This is a genomic window from Halomonas sp. AOP5-B2-8 (genome assembly GCF_052376475.1).
Classification (GTDB): domain Bacteria; phylum Pseudomonadota; class Gammaproteobacteria; order Pseudomonadales; family Halomonadaceae; genus Vreelandella; species Vreelandella casei.
On sequence record NZ_JBQSVS010000003.1, the window covers coordinates 189,924 to 206,652 of the forward strand.

Here is a 16,729-nt window from a genome sequence, read left to right on the forward strand (position 1 = left end):
GCAGCCTGTCCAGCCTATCGTAAAGGAGTGCCATCTATGTTTGTGGTTATTTTTGGTCGAATGTCATGCCCTTTCTGCGTGCGTGCAAAGCATCTCGCGGAACACTTAGAAAAGGCCGGTAAAATTGAAGGTTACCGCTATGTCGACATGCCGTCCGAAGGCGTGACAAAAGAAGATATTGCCAAAACTGCGGGTAAGCCTATCCATACAGTACCTCAGGTGTTCGTCGATCAGGTACATGTTGGCGGCTTTACGGAGTTTGACCAGTTTGTGCGCGACAAACAGCTGCTAGCTGGTTAACGCTGGTCATTGTTGCCATGAACATTGTTGCCATGAACATTGTTGTCAGGAACATTGTTGATATTAACATTGTTGACATTAACCTAGTTTGTTCTCCGTCTTAAAAGCTTAGCGTTAAAACGTTCGTTAATACCCGTTGAACTCTTGCCTCTCGCACTTGCCTATAATGAGCAGTGACTCAACGGCTCACGCTAGGGTGCGCCGCTTTTGGGCAAGGAGTTCACCATGCAGCGTAATGAGTTTGTTCAGCAGCTGTGGCTTGACTATATACATACGCATTCCGACATCGGAGCGCTGAGGCTTTGGCCTCTCTCGACCACCGCCGACTACCTAACGTTAGTGACCCTTAATCATGGCCCTTTTGCCGCCACTGCCCTAACGGGAAGCTTGGCTCGTATGGGGTATCGACCAATCGGCCGCTATGCAATGGCTGACAAAGGCCTCCTGGTTAGCCTTTTAGCGCCGAGCGATGGCGGCAGTTGGCTGGTACTGGCCGAACTACAAATGGGCACGCTATCAAAGGCTCCACGCAAAGCGATCGAAGCGCTGGTACAGCAATCGCATCCACAGGACTGCAAAGGCCACAATTTGCTGTGCCGTGGCAGGCCCTGGCCCATGCCATCGTGGGAGCTTTATCAACAGTTGCTATCGGCTCATCCGCTTGCCGCTTGGCTGGCTGTTATGGGCCCGCGCTTGCATCATGCAGGCTTTGATTGCACGCAGCTGGGCGAGCCATTAATAGCTCTGGATCAAAAACTCCACGAGCTAGGCATGCCAGGTTTAAACGAGCATCAAAATGGTGTCTTTGCTATTTCGCCACTGCTTGACCACCGCTTCTACCCCACAACATCGCAAAAAGTAGTGTTTGGCGAGGGCGATGAGCATCGGGTTTGCCTAGGCGGCTTGTCGCTGGTTCAAACGCACACTGAAAGCGCTCATGGCCGCATTGCTGAGGTACTTCTGCCTGATCACACCCGCTGCGAAATGGCGTAGACGTCGCCCTTAGCGAGCCCGCCTTACGCCATTCAAGTAATGTAAGCTACCCGCTTATTATTCGGCGTCAAAGGTCATTTCGGGCACGTGGTCTGGAACGATCAACTTGCCCGCCGTTTTCTCAATAATCTCTTCGACGCTGACACCTGGGGCGCGCTCTTTGAGAATAAAAGCGCCGTCTTTAATTTCAAGATAGGCCAGATCGGTTAAAACACGGCTAATACACCCAGCACCGGTCAAGGGTAGCTCACATTTTGTCAGCAGTTTGGATTCGCCATGCTTAGATGCATGGGTCATGGTGCAAATAATATTATCCGCGCCAGCAACCAGATCCATAGCACCGCCCATGCCTTTGATCAGCTTGCCCGGAATCATCCAAGACGCAATGTTTCCCTCCTGATCAACCTCAAAAGCGCCGAGTACGGTCAGATCCACGTGACCGCCGCGAATCATGGCAAAAGATTCTGCCGAAGAAAAAATCGCTGCGCCGGGGCGCGCCGTTACCGTTTCTTTACCCGCATTGATCATGTCCGAATCAAGCTCGTCTTCGGTGGGATAACGGCCCATCCCCAGCAGACCATTTTCAGACTGCAGCATGACGTCGATACCGTCTGGAATATAGTTGGCTACTAGCGTAGGAATACCGATGCCCAAGTTGACGTAAAAGCCATCTTCCAGTTCACGTGCGACACGCTGAGCCATTTGTTCTCTTGTTAACGCCATGGTGACTTCCTCTTTATTGAATCGATAAGTGAGCAGCTAAAGGACATTTGAAAAATAAATATTTTAAAAGAACCAACGGATTAGCTGCGCACCGTGCGTTTTTCAATGCGTTTTTCAAACGTGCCCTGGATAATCCGATCCACATAAATGCCCGGCGTATGGATCTGGCTAGGCTCAAGCTCACCTGGCTCAACGATTTCTTCAACTTCCACCACGGTGATTTTTCCTGCGGTGGCGGCCATGGGATTAAAATTTTGCGCCGTATGACGATACATAACGTTGCCATAGCGGTCGGCCTTCCAGCCCTTCACAATGGCGAAGTCACCAATAATCGCTTCTTCTAAAATATAGTGTCGACCGTTAAATTCACGCACTTCCTTGCCATCTCCAATGGGCGTGCCGTAGCCCGTCGCGGTATAGAACGCCGGAATACCCGCCCCGCCTGCACGCATTTTCTCTGCCAGGGTGCCCTGAGGGGTTAATACCACTTCAATCTCATCGTTGAGCATTTGTTGCTCAAATAGAGCATTCTCGCCGACATAAGAAGCCAGAATCTTACTGATTTGACGTTCTTCAAGGAGCAGCCCCAGGCCAAAGCCATCAACACCGCAGTTATTGGAAACCACGGTAAGGTCATTAACGCCACGTCGCTTAATTTCAGCAATGAGGTTTTCTGGAATACCGCATAGGCCAAAGCCGCCAGCGATCACCGTCATACCGTTTTCGATACCTTCCATTGCCTCTTCATATGAAGATACGCGCTTATCGAAACCTGCCATTGTTATGCCTCACATTGTTGTCGTTGAGTAATCAACATTGCCGCTAGTGCGCAAACTGCGTAGTGCTGCTACCGCTATCCAAACACCTTCTTGCCCGGTGGGACAATACCGAAGAGCGGCTGGGTCAGCGCTTTACACTGCAGCTTGGCCGTCTAAGCATCGCGGCAATGCCTGCCTTTGCCTATAATTTACTACCCGCTGCGCTGGTTAGATTTCGCCAGCAATATTATAAAATCAATATTACCGTGCACGATGTCATCAACGAAGAAGTAATGGAAATGGTGTGCTCCCGATACCATTCACAGCGCCCGGCATTTCTTGCCAAGTAGGCATACTGACTCAACAAGAACTATCAGTCGCCGCCCATGCGCTGCGCAACGTATTACTTGAAACCGTTCAGGCACCATCGACGCCTCATGGCTAAAGAACCGTTTCCTAGAAGCTAACCTTGCTGTTAATGCTGGGCAGCGTGGCTTTGATCCTTTAGCATTCAGGATTAATAAGCGATTGATCTGACGTTAAGGAAACGTGGTATGCCTATTGTAAAAGGGCTGGTTAGCACACTGCTGCTGGTCCTCAACACGCTGGTTTGGGGTGTACCTCTTATTCTACTGACCTTGCTGAAAATCATAACGCCGGGGCAACGGCTCAAGCAGCGCGTGTTGCGTGGCTTAAATGCGGTCGCGCTTAACTGGATTGGCTGTAACTTATGGTGGATGCGTCACTGGCTTCAACCTGACGTAAACTTCAGCATCCCCGAGCACCTTAGCCCTCAACAAAGCTGGTTAGTGATATCCAATCATCGCAGCTGGACTGATATTTTCATGCTACTTATGGCGTTGCACCGGCGTATTCCAATGCCTCGCTTTTTTCTAAAGCGCCAATTAATTTGGATTCCTATCGTCGGGATGGCTTTCTGGGCGCTAGAATTTCCTTTTATGCGTCGATTTAGTCGAGAGCAGATAGCCAAAAATCCTAAATTAGCCGTCATTGATCGTGCAGCGACCGAGCGTATGTGCCAACAGGCCCGCAACACTCCGATTGCCATTTTTAACTTTGTTGAGGGTACGCGCTTTAGCGTCGCCAAACGCGAAGCGCAGCAGAGTGCTTATCGCCACTTATTGCGCCCTAAGGCAGGCGGCGTGGCGCAGGTACTTAGCCTGCTAGGAAACCAATTGGATGGTATCCTAGATGTGACGATAAGCTACACCAACTCGTCGCCCACTTTTTGGGGATTTTTGTGCGGTAAAGAAGCCCCCATTGCGCTATACGCACGGCAACTAGACATTCCTTTGTGGGTTAACACACCAGACCACCACGACGAAAAGCAGCATAAGGAACGCTTCCACACATGGATCAATGCACTCTGGCTGGAAAAAGATGGCCTGCTGGACGACCGAACCGCGCACGACTGACAGCCCTACTGGGCTGCTGTCTGTTTGCGGGGATGCTAACCGGCTGTGCCAGCGGCCCGCAATCGTCGTCTCAAGGAGCAGCACCTAGCGCCAGCCAGCTCAGCGGCGATTGGGTGCAAGTACGCCGTGGCGATACCCTGGGGGAATTGGCCGCAAGAGCTAGCGTACCGCTAGAGCGTCTGCAGCGCTTTAATCCAAGCGTCGATGCACGCCGCCTTGAAGTCGGCCAGCGGCTATTGATTCCCACTCAGCAAGAGCGTGCGCCTTCCGGCGGGCCTTATCGCTATCAAATTCGACCCGGCGATACTTTTTCAAGCATCGCGCGGCATTTTGGCACCACCAGTGGACGTATTCAGGGTGCCAACGCGGGCACATCAGCTACCAGCTTACGAGTAGGCCAAGTCATTAGCCTACCGCTAAGCAGTACGGCGACGAGAAGTTCAGCGAGCTCAAGCGGCGGATCGTCAAACGCTAGCCCGCCGACAGCCGTCAGTGCACCCAGCCAGCCGTTGCCCGCATCAGCACGACGCTGGCCCTGGCCGCTTGAAGATTATCGCGTGGTTCGCCGGTTCGGCCCTGATAGCCGAGGCACGCTACAGCCCATGTTGTTGGCTACTCAAGCCGGTGCCCGCGCCCAGTCCGTGGCACCAGGAGAGGTTCGCTTTGCCAACGGGATGCGCCAGCTAGGCGAGGTGGTCATCGTGCACCATGCCGATAATCTGCAAAGCGTGTACGCCCTGTGTGAGCGTATCTTGGTTAAGGTAGGACAGCAGGTCAGCGCCGGTGACGCACTGTGCGAAATAGGCCAAAGCGATTCGACTCAGCGCTATGACCTATTGTTTGATTTACGCCAAGGCGGCAAGCCTATCGACCCTAGGCAGGTACTTAGATAGACGAGTCAAGCGGAATATAAACACACAGCCTGGCCGGTGGCTCATAAACCTTCATCGAGCCAGGCACTGCCCTGACACTGCGCTTTAAGCTCTACAAAAGCCTCATCCACTGCTCCCATGAAGCCCTCAGCCGTCTGGTCTGCATAGATGCTGTCTCCCACCGCCACATCACAATTACGTGGCACCAGTAATGCTTCGCCTTTGGGCAGCGCACGCCCTAAGCCTCTTAGTAGCACCGGGGTTACACCAATCTCCGGGGTTTCCTTGAGCATGTGATAAACGCCTTTTTTCATTGGCTGCATCGACTCAGGCTTACCGCGGCTGCCTTCAGGGAATAGGATAAGTATATCGCCAGCTTTCAGTGCCGTTTGGCAATCCACCAGTAAATCCTTGCGCTCAGCGCTGCCATCACGATGCACTGGGATAATATCGAGCACGTTCGTCGAAAACCAAGCCAGCCAGCGATTGGAGAGAAAGTAATCCGCTGCCGCGACAGGACGAACCCGGTGTAACTGCGAGCACGGAAACAGGCTCATCAGCACCAGCGTATCAAGATGGCTATTGTGATTGGCGATAATGACATGCGGCCCTTGCTTAGGCAGCCGCTCGCGTTGATAAACATTAAGCCCAATAACAATGATAATGAGAGGCCTAACCACAAGCATGAAAGACAGTATCTTCAGCCAGCGTTTCATGGCGGTTCCCTTAATAAGCAAAATAGCGATAGAAGTGGAAGAAGATAGGCGCGGTATAAATAATGCTATCGAGTCGATCCAGAATGCCGCCGTGACCAGGTATTAACTGCCCCGTGTCCTTGATACCTAGATCGCGTTTGACAGAAGAAATGACGACATCGCCAAAAAAGCCTGCCACCGCAATCATCGCCCCAACCACCAAACTCAGTTGCCAGGAAAGTCCCGTTAGATAAGGACCAATCATGCCCGAGCAAAGCGTCACCGTGACACAGCCACCAATAAAACCTCCCCAGGTCTTATTCGGGCTCACTAAGGGAATAATCTTGCGTCGACCCACCTGTTTGCCCCAAATGTACTGGCATACGTCATTGAACTGAGTCAGAAAGATCACAAAAAGAACGGGGCCAAGATATCCTGCAGCATGATTTATCACCGGCAGTGTTAATAGCGCGGCCAGGTGGCTAATACAGTAAACAGCTAGCATCACCATCCAATGAATAACACCGGCTGAGCGGATAAAGCCATTATTGTCACCCAGCAGCAGCATCCGTACAGGCAGGAATAAAAATACATAAACAGGTACGAACACGTTGAACATGCCGTACCAGTCATGCCATATCCAGAAATACTGCAGCGGAATGGCCAGGTAAGCCCAAAACAACACGCGACGATCGGTGAGCCGGGTCGGCACAATCGAAAAGAATTCCTTAAGTGCTAAATAGCTAAGAAATGCAAAGAACACAATTCCCGCTTGGCGATTGAGCATCAGCACAACAAATAGCAGACCAATCATCCACCACCAGGAGCGAATACGCAGCTTTAGCTCCTGATAATCCCGGGTCGGGTTCTGCTGCGCCAACCACAGTCGAGACAAACTGGCCACGCACAGCAACCCCAGCACAGCAAGCACGACCGTTCGTGCATGGGGTGCAATCTCAAACATGATCCGCACCCTGCTCTGTCGCCCGCTCAGGATCGCTGCTGATAACATGCGATTGATCCACAAGATAGCAATGAATAGCGCGGATACGGCGCGCAATCGTCCAGGTACAGCCAACAACAAACACTAGCGTCACCACAAACATAGCGACACCCTTCGGCCACCAAAAAGATTCCAATACGCTAACTAAGCAGGCGGCGGTCAATAGCGCCATACGGTGTTGCTTAGCCATAGGCCCGAGAAAGCGCATAGGCGCACCCATAGAAGCACCCAACACACGAACGTAGGCCGTTGCCACCGCTAGCATAGCCGCCAGCCAGCCCATCCAAATACCGGCTGGCTGCCAGCTTGCGGCGGCATAGCCCGCGGCGACAAGCAGCAAGGTATCTGCAAGCCGGTCAGGCATGTCATTGTACAACTCACCAGAAGGCGTTGACTTGCCACCTTCCATGGCGACCATGCCATCGAAAAGATTGCACAGCAGCCGCCCCTGAATACCGGCAATAGCCATTATCGGCAGCAGCCAATCGGCACCCGCTTCCGCATGGCGCCAAAACACCAACATCAGAGCAGCGAACGCTGCAAAGCCGATACTCGCAAGGGAAATCTGATTGGGAGAGATCTGCCGTTTACTCAGCCAGACAGTAATACGTTGAGCGAAACGATGGTCACGGGTTTTGATGGGACGACGCGTCCCCTGAGAGGTGGACACAAGTCGATACTCCTAAGCATCACAGATGCAGCCATACTAATTCAGCGGTTAACAACGAAGCAACGCCTTTGAGCTGTATTCGCGCCTGCGCTTATTCGTCGTACTCCCAAGCGACGGCGAACACGTTTCAATGTCGCTATGCCCAGCTTATCTTTTAATCCGCGGCGCAAGACGCTAGAAACATGCTAGCGCCTTGCGCGGCGTGCTGTTATTAACCGCGATAATAGCCCGCTTTTACAAAGGGCATGGGCGTCACCACCATCGGCAGCTGTTTACCGCGCACGACCGCATACACAACGCTTTGCGGGGCTTCCTGCTCGCGGTTCACATAGCCCATAGCAACCGGCGTACCGATACTGGGACCAAAACCACCCGATGTAACTATTCCTACGTCATTGCCTGCCGCATCTACCAATGGGGCACCTTCGCGCACCGGCGCCCGGCCTTCAGCCAAAAGTCCTACACGCTTGCGGGTATGATCTTTGGTATCGACTTGATGCAAAATCACATCGGCACCTGGGAAGCCACCCGGACGCTCCCCGCCATGACGACGCGGCTTGCCAATTGCCCAAATGAGCCCAGCCTCTATCGGCGTGGTTTGCATATCCATATCATGGCCATAGAGGCACAGCCCCGCCTCTAACCGCAGCGAGTCACGCGCGCCCAGCCCAATCGCCTCGACCTCGGGCTCGGCAAGCAGCCGTTCAGCAAACTCTTCGCAGAAATCGGCGGCGACGGATATTTCAAAGCCATCCTCGCCGGTGTAGCCGCTACGGCTAACCCACACTTCCTGGCCTGCAATGATAAAGCGGCCGTGCTGCATAAACACCAGCTCGCAAGCTTCGGGGCAAAGCCGCTGCATTACATCACGTGCCAGCGGGCCCTGCAGCGCCAGTAATCCGCGCTCTAAGGGCTCGATAGTATGGGTCGCTGACAAACTCAACCGCAAATGTGCCAAATCTTGGTCTTTGCAGGCGGCGTTAACGACAAGATAAAAATGATCCCCGGCATTCACCAGCATCAAATCATCAATGATTCCGCCTTCAGCGCTGGTGAAAATCCCATAGCGCTGAGCGCCCTTTTCCAGTCCGACGAGATCAGCGGGTATCAGCGTTTCAAGAGCCTGCGCTACGTTGTCGCCTGAGACCAGAATTTGCCCCATGTGCGAAACATCAAACAGACCGCACTGATGGCGCGTATGTTCATGCTCTTTTTTAACACCCAGCGGATATTGCACCGGCATATCGTAACCAGCAAAAGGCACCATTTTTGCACCTAGCCGACAATGTAATGCATGAAGCGGCGTTTGCTTTAACGTTGTCATGAGACTTCCTCACTTAAATGGATCACTTAAAAGAGAACGGGAAGCCACCGACTAAGTGTCTTCCCGCCTCTGTAATGACTGACACCATGCACTCAATAGCGCATCAAGCGCTTAGCGCATTATTGATCGTGGTCTAGCTCTTCACCCGGCAACACGTCTTTGCCGTCAAAATAGTCCTTGGTCAGTTTAAAGACTACTGGTGAAAGTAGTGCTAGAGCAATCAAGTTGGGGATCGCCATCATTGCATTAAAGGTATCAGCCATTAGCCAGATAAAGGTCAACTGCGCAATAGCCCCTAGCGGGATCGCTAATACAAACAGCACCCGATAGATCATGATAGAACCGGTTCCGAATAGGAATTGGCAACATTTTTCCCCGTAGAATGACCAGCCAAGAATGGTGGTGAAGGCAAAAATAGCCAACGCCACCGCTACGATCTGATTACCATACCCGGGTAGCGCTGCATCAAATGAGAGTGCGGTCAGCGATGCGCCAGCCTCTCCCTCCATCCACACGGTAGAGGTCAAAATCACCAATGCGGTAATCGTGCACACTATAATCGTATCGATAAAGGTACCCAGCATGGCAATCAACCCTTGGCGTACCGGGTTTTTAGTTTTTGCCGCTGCGTGCGCAATAGGTGCACTACCCAGGCCTGCTTCATTAGAGAAGATGCCTCGGGCTACACCAAAACGAATGGCTGCCATGACAGCAGCGCCAGCAAAGCCACCGGCCGCCGCCATCGGGTTAAAGGCGTAGTAAAAGATCAAGCCAAATGCTTCGCCAATCTGACCAGCGTTGATAATCAACACCAGCAGGCCAGCCACCACGTAGGCAATCCCCATAATCGGCACCAGTTTACCGGCGACTTTAGCAATACGTTTGATACCACCCAGAATCACTGCACCGGCCAATACCATAATAACGACGCCCGTCAGCCAGTGAGGTACGCCGAAAGTGATGTCCATAGCATCTGCCACGGAGTTGGACTGGACAGTATTACCAATTCCAAACGCTGCCACAGCGCCAAAAAAAGCAAATACGCCACCTAACCACAGCCACTTTTTGCCTAGGCCATTTTTGATATAAAACATCGGTCCGCCGACGTGGAAACCTGTGCTATCGGTTTCACGGTAGCGAACGGCCAAGACTGCTTCAGCAAACTTGGTCGCCATACCCACTAATGCAGTAATCCACATCCAAAAAACCGCGCCGGGGCCACCTAGCGCAATGGCGGTAGCCACACCGGCAATATTACCGGTCCCGATCGTGGCAGAAAGCGCTGTCATCAACGCATCAAAAGGCGATATCTCTCCATCATCGCCTTTTGATGCGACTTTATCAGCGCTTGCCTTGGACTCACGACCAGCCCACATTAGTTTGAAGCCCATGCCGAGTTTTCTGATCGGTATCAGTTTCAAGCCAAGCTGCAGGTATATACCCACGCCCAGCAGCAGAACCAGCATGAGCGGCCCCCAGACCACGCCATTAATGGCCCCTAACAGGTTTGTTAACATTTCCACGCGCTTCTCCTCACCCTTAGATTTGTTGCATTTATTGGCTATACATGACAGACGGAATGCCGATCCTAAGAACTGTTTCTAAGAACTGCTTCTAAGAACTATTCCTAAGCACTGTCTGTAAGAACACTTTGGCGATCAAACATGACGCTGTCACGGAGTTATCACGCATGTTTTACACTATATACTTAGTCAGCTCATAGGGTGATGTCGCTTGCTCATAGCGTATGCTGCTTTTTTTATAACTGCGTGCAATGCTGGGCTCCTAACGAAACCATGTCCTGATCAAGCTCGCAAAGGAGTGATCAAGAAACTTGTTTCCGATTGGAAACACGTTAACATGCAGCATTATTCGTTTGCCGGCTACCCACTGACAGTCGCCAAGGCGAGCCACAAGCGCTAGTATGCTTAGATACAGAAAACCGCTTCATATAGGAAATTATCATGAGCAACCTTCCCGCAAATCTTCGTTATGCTGCAAGTCACGAGTGGGTGCTTGATCATCAAGACGGCACCGTCACAGTTGGCATTACCGATCACGCTCAGCAAGCGTTAGGTGATGTGGTTTTTGTCGAATTACCTGAAGTAGGTGCAGTGCTTACGAAAGGTCAGGAGTTCGGTGTTATTGAGTCTGTCAAAGCGGCATCTGATCTTTACTCACCCGTGAATGGTGAGGTCATCGATGTCAATGAAGCGCTTGAAGACTCTCCAGAAACAGTCAATGACTCTCCTTATGACGGCGGCTGGATCATGAAAGTACGCATTGATGACGCGGCTCTCGAAGACCTGCTAGACGCAGATGCGTATCAAGCAACGCTTGGCGCTGACGACTAATACGATAGTAGAGCCTGCCGTTTCTGGCGGGCTCTTCGCTTTTTGCCGCTGCACGGTTCTCTTCTAACGTCCGGAATCTACCTCATGTCTTTTGAAACACGCCGCCTGGCCGAGCTGGCCGATCACGATGCTTTTATTAAACGTCATAACGGCCCCAATGCCGACGACGTATCTAGCATGCTAAACGCGCTCAACATGAAGGACATGGACGATTTAATTGAGCAAACGGTGCCAAGTGACATTCGCCTTGGGCGCGAGCTAGCGCTTGACGATCCGCGCAGCGAAGCAGAAGCACTCGATTACTTAGCGCAGCTTGCGCGGCAAAATCGCGTGGTTAAAAGCTATATTGGCCAAGGCTATTACGGCACTCATATGCCCGCGGTTATCCAGCGCAACGTGCTAGAAAATCCCGGCTGGTATACGGCTTACACGCCCTATCAGCCAGAGATCTCCCAAGGCCGTCTTGAAGGCTTGCTAAATTTCCAGCAGGTCGTGATGGATTTAACCGGCATGGAGCTTGCCAATGCTTCACTACTAGACGAAGCAACCGCCGCTGCCGAAGCCATGGCGCTTTGCAAACGTGGCAATAAAAAAAGCAAGTCCAACGCTTTTTTCGTGGCCGACGACGTTTTCCCACAAACGCTTGATGTCGTCAAAACACGCGCCGAGTTTTTTGGCTTTGAACTCATTGTTGGTGCCGCTGAAGACTTAGCCCAGCATGATGTGTTCGGCGCATTGGTTCAATACCCCTCAGCAAGTGGTCAGGTGCGTGATCTTGCGCCGCTGATAAGTCAGGCCGCTGAACGCAATATTATGACCTGCGTTGCCACCGATCTATTGAGTCTTGTGGTGCTGAAAGAGCCCGGCCAGCTGGGTGCCGACATCGTCGTTGGCAACTCACAGCGCTTTGGCGTACCGATGGGTTTTGGCGGCCCACACGCAGCGTTCTTCGCCACCTCCGACAAACTTAAACGCTCCATTCCTGGACGCATTATCGGAGTGTCTAAAGATAGCCGTGGTAATACGGCACTGCGCATGGCCATGCAAACGCGCGAGCAGCATATTCGTCGTGAAAAGGCGACGTCTAATATTTGTACTGCCCAGGCGCTGCTGGCCAATATCGCCGGTTTCTACGCCACTTATCACGGTGCTGAAGGCCTACGTAAAATTGCCGGTCGCGTTCACCGCTTGGCAACGTTACTTGCCGAAGGTCTTAAGCATGCCGGTGTGTCGCTCGCCCATGGCAGCTGGTTTGATACGCTGTGCTTAACGGGCGTTGATGCAGGCAAGATTCATGGCCGCGCCATGACCCATGACATTAACCTACACTACTTTGCCAATGGCGATGTGGGCATCAGCCTGGATGAAACAACCACGGCCCACGATATAGCAACGCTGTTTGATGTTTTGCTAGGTGATGAGCACGGCCTTTCTATCGCAGTTCTAGACGAGCAGGTCATTGCAAGCGGCCTATCGGGCATTCCCTCTAGCTGCCAGCGTGAAAGTGACTTTTTGAGTCACCCGACTTTTAGCCGCTACCGCAGTGAAACTGAAATGCTTCGCTACTTAAAGCGCCTTGAGAATAAGGATCTATCGCTAGCACACGCGATGATCCCGCTCGGCTCTTGCACCATGAAGCTTAACGCCACCAGCGAAATGATCCCCGTCTCCTGGCCATCGTTTGCGCACCTGCACCCGTTTGCACCTCGCGACCAAGTGGCGGGCTACCACCAGATGATCGACGAACTCTCGGCTTTCCTGGTCGAAGTGACAGGCTACGACCATCTTTCGATGCAGCCAAACTCCGGTGCACAGGGCGAATATGCAGGGTTAGTAGCCATTCGCCGTTACCAGGCCGCACAGGGTGAAAGCCATCGCGATGTCTGCTTAATTCCTAGCTCTGCCCACGGCACCAACCCTGCCTCAGCGGCCATGGTGCAGATGAAGGTGGTGGTGGTTGAATGTGACCAAAACGGCAACATTGATATGGTGGACCTGCGCGCTAAAGCCGAGCAACACCGCGACCAGCTATCAGCCATTATGTTGACCTACCCTTCTACGCACGGCGTGTTTGAAACAAGCGTGCGGGAAGCGTGCAACGTTGTTCATGACAACGGTGGCCAGGTTTATATCGATGGCGCCAACATGAATGCCCAAGTAGGTTTAACGCGACCCGGTGATTTTGGTGGCGATGTTTCCCACCTCAACCTGCATAAAACCTTCTGTATTCCTCACGGCGGCGGCGGCCCGGGCATGGGGCCTATTGGCGTTAAAGCGCACCTTGCGCCCTATGTCTCTAACCACGTCGTAACGCCCATCAGCGGCGTTAATGCGGATAGCGGCGCCGTCTCCGCGGCAGCCTTCGGCAGCGCGTCTATTCTGCCCATTTCCTGGGCTTATATTAAGATGATGGGCGCTCGCGGGCTGCGTGAAGCAACCGAGCTTGCCATCCTCAACGCCAACTACATTGCCAAGCGCTTAGAAACATCCTTTCCTATTCTTTATCGCGGAAAGAATGGCACAGTAGCACACGAATGCATCATTGATATTCGTCCGCTTAAAGGCGCTTCTGGGATTAGCGAAGAAGATATCGCTAAGCGCTTAATGGACTATGGCTTCCACGCACCGACTATGTCTTTCCCTGTGCCTGGCACGCTGATGATTGAGCCGACAGAGTCTGAGTCGCTGTATGAAATCGACCGCTTCTGCGATGCGATGATTGCTATTCGGGAAGAGATTGCGCGTGTCGAGCGTGGCGAGTGGCCGCTGGATAATAACCCGCTTGTGAATGCACCGCATACGCAGGCGGACCTTATGGATAACGACTGGCAGCGGCCTTATGACCGCCAGTTAGCAGCGTTTCCGACACCTGCTGTTCAGGCGGCTAAATACTGGCCTGCCGTTAACCGCGTCGACAATGTCTTTGGCGATCGCCAGTTGATTTGCTCTTGCCCAAGCATCGACGAATACCGCGAGTCGTAACGTCGATTAATCACAACGCCTCTGATGCCGAGATATTCAACGGCAACAGGGGCGTTTTTTCTTGCAGACGTTGAGCATGAAATCCGTTCAACAGCTTCTCATAGCGCTTTGGCAAAACGGAGTCACGCCGACGTAATAGATACAGCACTTCATTGACCGCATTTGGCAAATTAAGCTCTTTAACCTGACGCTGCCAGGGCGAAGTTTCTAGCACCAGCCGCGATACCACCGTAAATCCCAGCCCCCTGGCGACCGCATCTAACACCATACTCACTTCATTGGTAAAACCCTGATGCCGGAAATGCGTCATCGAACGAAACTCATCCGGATAATTCGCGCGCAGCAGCGCGTTAGCATGGTTGATGCCATCGTAATAATTCAGAAAGCCAATACCCATTAAATCTGACAAGGTACTGCCAGCAAAATCAGCGGGTACGACTAAGCACAGCGGCTCCTGGTGCCAAAGCGAGCAATCAAGCTCAGAATGACTCATTGCCTCAGTCACAATCCCTATGTCGTAACGCCCTTCAAGAAGGTCATTCACAATTTCATGGTTAAAGGCAAAGCTGTAATTGACCGTTAAGTTAGGATGCATTTGCTGCTGCCCTAAAATAAACGGGTAAAACATCAGACCGACACTTCCAGGGGATGCTATCCGGCAATCGCCGCTGTCTAAAGAGTCATCGTCCAGACCATGGCGGAACTGCTCGTGATCGGCAAACAGCTTCAAGGCATAGTCGTAGGCTCGGCGGCCCGTTTCGGTGAGCGTAAAGCTACGCCCCTTACGTTCCAGCAGCTCTTTATTTAAGTATCGCTCCAACTTGCGAACATGCTGGCTTACGCCAGGCTGAGTCATCTCTAAGCGGTGCGCGGTGCGTGTAAAACTCCCTGTTTCTACAAGCGTGATAAAGGTACGAAAATACTGGGCATTAAACATAGTTAATCGCCATGGCCTTGGGAACAGTCTTTTGGAGCAGTTTTGGGAACAGCTTTTTTGAGACAATTTCTACAAGGCAGTGTTTAAAAAAACCTATAAAACGGCCTCTACGAAACAGTCTTACTAAGCAAAAGGCTCTTTAGTCGCCATCACTTTATAACGCTTATAATAGCACAGCTGCGATACGCTCCCGTTGCGCTGTACCCACTGCTTGAGCGTGATAGTATGCATAAAGCAGTTATCAAACGATCATGGACAGCCTCACTAATGACCGCAAACGTTCAACCTCGCGCCACCCTTTCGAGTATCATTTCCCCTGAGGGAAGCCTCGAAGTACTTTCTCAACATGAAGTAAACCGACTCCATATCACGTCTCAAAACGGTCTGCATGACCTGCTAAGACGCTGTGCACTGGCAGTGCTGAATTGCGGCAATCCCACCGACGATAGCCTCGCTATTTTAGAAGCCTACAAAGATTTCGATATTGAGGTATTGCAACAAGATCGCGGCATTCGCCTAAAGCTGACTAACGCACCAGCAGAAGCATTTGTCGACGGCCGAATGATTCGTGGCATTCGTGAGCATCTGTCGTCGATCATTCGCGATATTGTGTACGTTTATAATGAGATTCACCACCATAACCGCTTCGACCTGAGCACTGGGGAAGGTACCACTAATGCGGTTTTTCATATTCTACGCAAAGCGGGCACGTTAAAGCCCGGTCGCGACCCAAGTTTAGTCGTCTGCTGGGGCGGCCACTCCATTTCGCGGGAAGAGTACGAATACACTAAAGATGTCGGTTACCACCTGGGCCTACGCGATTTAGATATTTGTACCGGCTGCGGACCTGGCGCCATGAAAGGGCCGATGAAAGGCGCGAACGTTGCTCATGCTAAACAGCGACGTAAAGAAGGGCGTTATTTAGGCATTTCAGAGCCCGGCATAATCGCGGCCGAAGCGCCTAATCCTATCGTCAATGAACTAGTCGTTATGCCGGATATTGAAAAGCGCTTAGAGGCCTTTGTGCGTTTAGGGCATGGCATAATCGTTTTTCCTGGCGGCGTGGGTACCGCAGAGGAGATTCTCTATTTGCTGGGCATTTTGCTGCATCCTAGCAACAAAGATATTCCTTTCCCGCTAATTTTTAGCGGCCCGGCTGATTCGGCAGCCTACTTCCAAAAAATAGACGAGTTTTTAGTTTATACCCTTGGCGAGGATATTCGTCGCTACTACACCATTATTACCGGTGATCCGGTAGCCGTTGCACGTAGCATGCGTCAAGGTATCGATGAGATTGCTGAATTCCGGCGCGCGCATCAGGACGCTTTCTACTACAACTGGCGCCTGACGATTGCACGTGACTTTCAAGCGCCCTTCGAACCTACCCATGAAGCAATGCGCGCCCTGGCACTGCATCGCCAACAGCCAACTCACGAGCTGGCGGCTAATCTACGCCGTGCTTTTTCAGGGATTGTCGCCGGCAACGTAAAAGAACCCGGTATTCGTGCAATTAAAGCCCACGGCCCCTTCGAGCTGACGGCTGAACCTGAGTTGATGCACCGCCTAGATGAGCTATTGACCTCCTTCGTCGCTCAGGGTCGTATGAAGCTTGATGGGCAGCCCTACACGCCCTGCTATGTGTTGAAATAGCCGGGCGTGTAATCAAATTGCCGCCTACTCAC

General features: G+C 52.1%; 16 protein-coding genes. 8 read left to right on the forward strand and 8 right to left on the reverse strand.

The genetic code is table 11. The annotated features are described in order from the left end of the window. Window positions 1-36 precede the first annotated feature (36 nt). Both ACT3RP_RS08465 and ACT3RP_RS08470 read left to right on the forward strand, forming a co-directional pair. On the forward strand, window positions 37-300 hold the full coding sequence (locus ACT3RP_RS08465) for a GrxA family glutaredoxin (RefSeq protein ID WP_096280151.1): 264 nt from the start codon (window positions 37-39) through the stop codon (window positions 298-300). A gap of 225 nt (window positions 301-525) precedes the next feature. Continuing rightward, window positions 526-1,293 carry a VOC family protein gene (locus tag ACT3RP_RS08470; RefSeq protein WP_096280153.1) on the forward strand — a complete coding sequence of 256 codons (768 nt, stop codon included), beginning with the start codon at window positions 526-528 and terminating at the stop codon, window positions 1,291-1,293. Between the two features lie 57 nt (window positions 1,294-1,350). On the opposite strand, the gene ACT3RP_RS08475 is transcribed toward ACT3RP_RS08470, so the two are convergent. Together ACT3RP_RS08475 and ACT3RP_RS08480 are read right to left on the reverse strand one after the other, a co-directional pair. After that, window positions 1,351-2,016, reverse strand: coding sequence for a CoA transferase subunit B (locus ACT3RP_RS08475; protein ID WP_483393628.1), 666 nt, complete (start codon window positions 2,014-2,016; stop codon window positions 1,351-1,353). Window positions 2,017-2,096: 80 nt separating this feature from the next. Further along, entirely contained in the window at window positions 2,097-2,795 is a 699-nt protein-coding gene (locus ACT3RP_RS08480) for a CoA transferase subunit A (protein ID WP_444625470.1), read from the reverse strand. A 62-nt stretch (window positions 2,796-2,857) separates the two neighbouring features. Between ACT3RP_RS08480 and ACT3RP_RS08485 the strand changes: the two genes are divergently transcribed. From ACT3RP_RS08485 to ACT3RP_RS08495, 3 genes are all read left to right on the forward strand, one after another. Further along, on the forward strand, window positions 2,858-3,124 hold the full coding sequence (locus ACT3RP_RS08485; RefSeq protein ID WP_483393629.1) for a LysR substrate-binding domain-containing protein: 267 nt from the start codon (window positions 2,858-2,860) through the stop codon (window positions 3,122-3,124). Window positions 3,125-3,328: 204 nt separating this feature from the next. Continuing rightward, complete coding sequence (locus tag ACT3RP_RS08490) at window positions 3,329-4,210, forward strand: 1-acylglycerol-3-phosphate O-acyltransferase, YihG family (protein WP_444625471.1); 882 nt, start codon at window positions 3,329-3,331, stop codon at window positions 4,208-4,210. Window positions 4,211-4,242: 32 nt separating this feature from the next. Further along, window positions 4,243-5,103 (forward strand): M23 family metallopeptidase, encoded by an 861-nt coding sequence (locus ACT3RP_RS08495; protein ID WP_096280161.1) that lies wholly within the window; start codon window positions 4,243-4,245, stop codon window positions 5,101-5,103. Between the two features lie 41 nt (window positions 5,104-5,144). On the opposite strand, the gene ACT3RP_RS08500 is transcribed toward ACT3RP_RS08495, so the two are convergent. From ACT3RP_RS08500 to ACT3RP_RS08520, 5 genes are all read right to left on the reverse strand, one after another. Further along, complete coding sequence (locus ACT3RP_RS08500; protein ID WP_483393630.1) at window positions 5,145-5,798, reverse strand: lysophospholipid acyltransferase family protein; 654 nt, start codon at window positions 5,796-5,798, stop codon at window positions 5,145-5,147. Between the two features lie 10 nt (window positions 5,799-5,808). Next, window positions 5,809-6,741 (reverse strand): phosphatidate cytidylyltransferase, encoded by a 933-nt coding sequence (locus tag ACT3RP_RS08505; protein ID WP_096280165.1) that lies wholly within the window; start codon window positions 6,739-6,741, stop codon window positions 5,809-5,811. Beyond that, window positions 6,734-7,450, reverse strand: a complete 717-nt coding sequence (locus tag ACT3RP_RS08510) for a CDP-alcohol phosphatidyltransferase family protein (RefSeq protein ID WP_483393631.1) — start codon at window positions 7,448-7,450, stop codon at window positions 6,734-6,736. Before ACT3RP_RS08510 ends, ACT3RP_RS08505 begins: the two co-directional genes overlap by 8 nt. A 211-nt stretch (window positions 7,451-7,661) precedes the next feature. Then, window positions 7,662-8,774 carry a glycine cleavage system aminomethyltransferase GcvT gene (gene gcvT, locus ACT3RP_RS08515; protein ID WP_096280169.1) on the reverse strand — a complete coding sequence of 371 codons (1,113 nt, stop codon included), beginning with the start codon at window positions 8,772-8,774 and terminating at the stop codon, window positions 7,662-7,664. A gap of 119 nt (window positions 8,775-8,893) precedes the next feature. Next, window positions 8,894-10,297 (reverse strand): alanine/glycine:cation symporter family protein, encoded by a 1,404-nt coding sequence (locus tag ACT3RP_RS08520; RefSeq protein WP_441683730.1) that lies wholly within the window; start codon window positions 10,295-10,297, stop codon window positions 8,894-8,896. Window positions 10,298-10,738: 441 nt separating this feature from the next. On the opposite strand from ACT3RP_RS08520, the gene gcvH reads away from it, so the two are divergent. Together gcvH and gcvP are read left to right on the forward strand one after the other, a co-directional pair. Continuing rightward, window positions 10,739-11,128 (forward strand): glycine cleavage system protein GcvH, encoded by a 390-nt coding sequence (gene gcvH / locus ACT3RP_RS08525; RefSeq protein ID WP_483393632.1) that lies wholly within the window; start codon window positions 10,739-10,741, stop codon window positions 11,126-11,128. An 84-nt stretch (window positions 11,129-11,212) separates the two neighbouring features. Next, window positions 11,213-14,110 carry an aminomethyl-transferring glycine dehydrogenase gene (gcvP, locus tag ACT3RP_RS08530; protein WP_444625473.1) on the forward strand — a complete coding sequence of 966 codons (2,898 nt, stop codon included), beginning with the start codon at window positions 11,213-11,215 and terminating at the stop codon, window positions 14,108-14,110. 10 nt (window positions 14,111-14,120) lie between these two features. Here gcvP and ACT3RP_RS08535 read toward each other — a convergent pair whose 3' ends face one another. Continuing rightward, window positions 14,121-15,047 (reverse strand): LysR family transcriptional regulator, encoded by a 927-nt coding sequence (locus ACT3RP_RS08535; protein ID WP_441683736.1) that lies wholly within the window; start codon window positions 15,045-15,047, stop codon window positions 14,121-14,123. A gap of 267 nt (window positions 15,048-15,314) precedes the next feature. Here ACT3RP_RS08535 and ppnN point away from each other — a divergent pair, with 267 nt between their 5' ends. After that, entirely contained in the window at window positions 15,315-16,697 is a 1,383-nt protein-coding gene (gene ppnN, locus ACT3RP_RS08540; RefSeq protein ID WP_444625474.1) for a nucleotide 5'-monophosphate nucleosidase PpnN, read from the forward strand. Window positions 16,698-16,729: the final 32 nt, after the last annotated feature.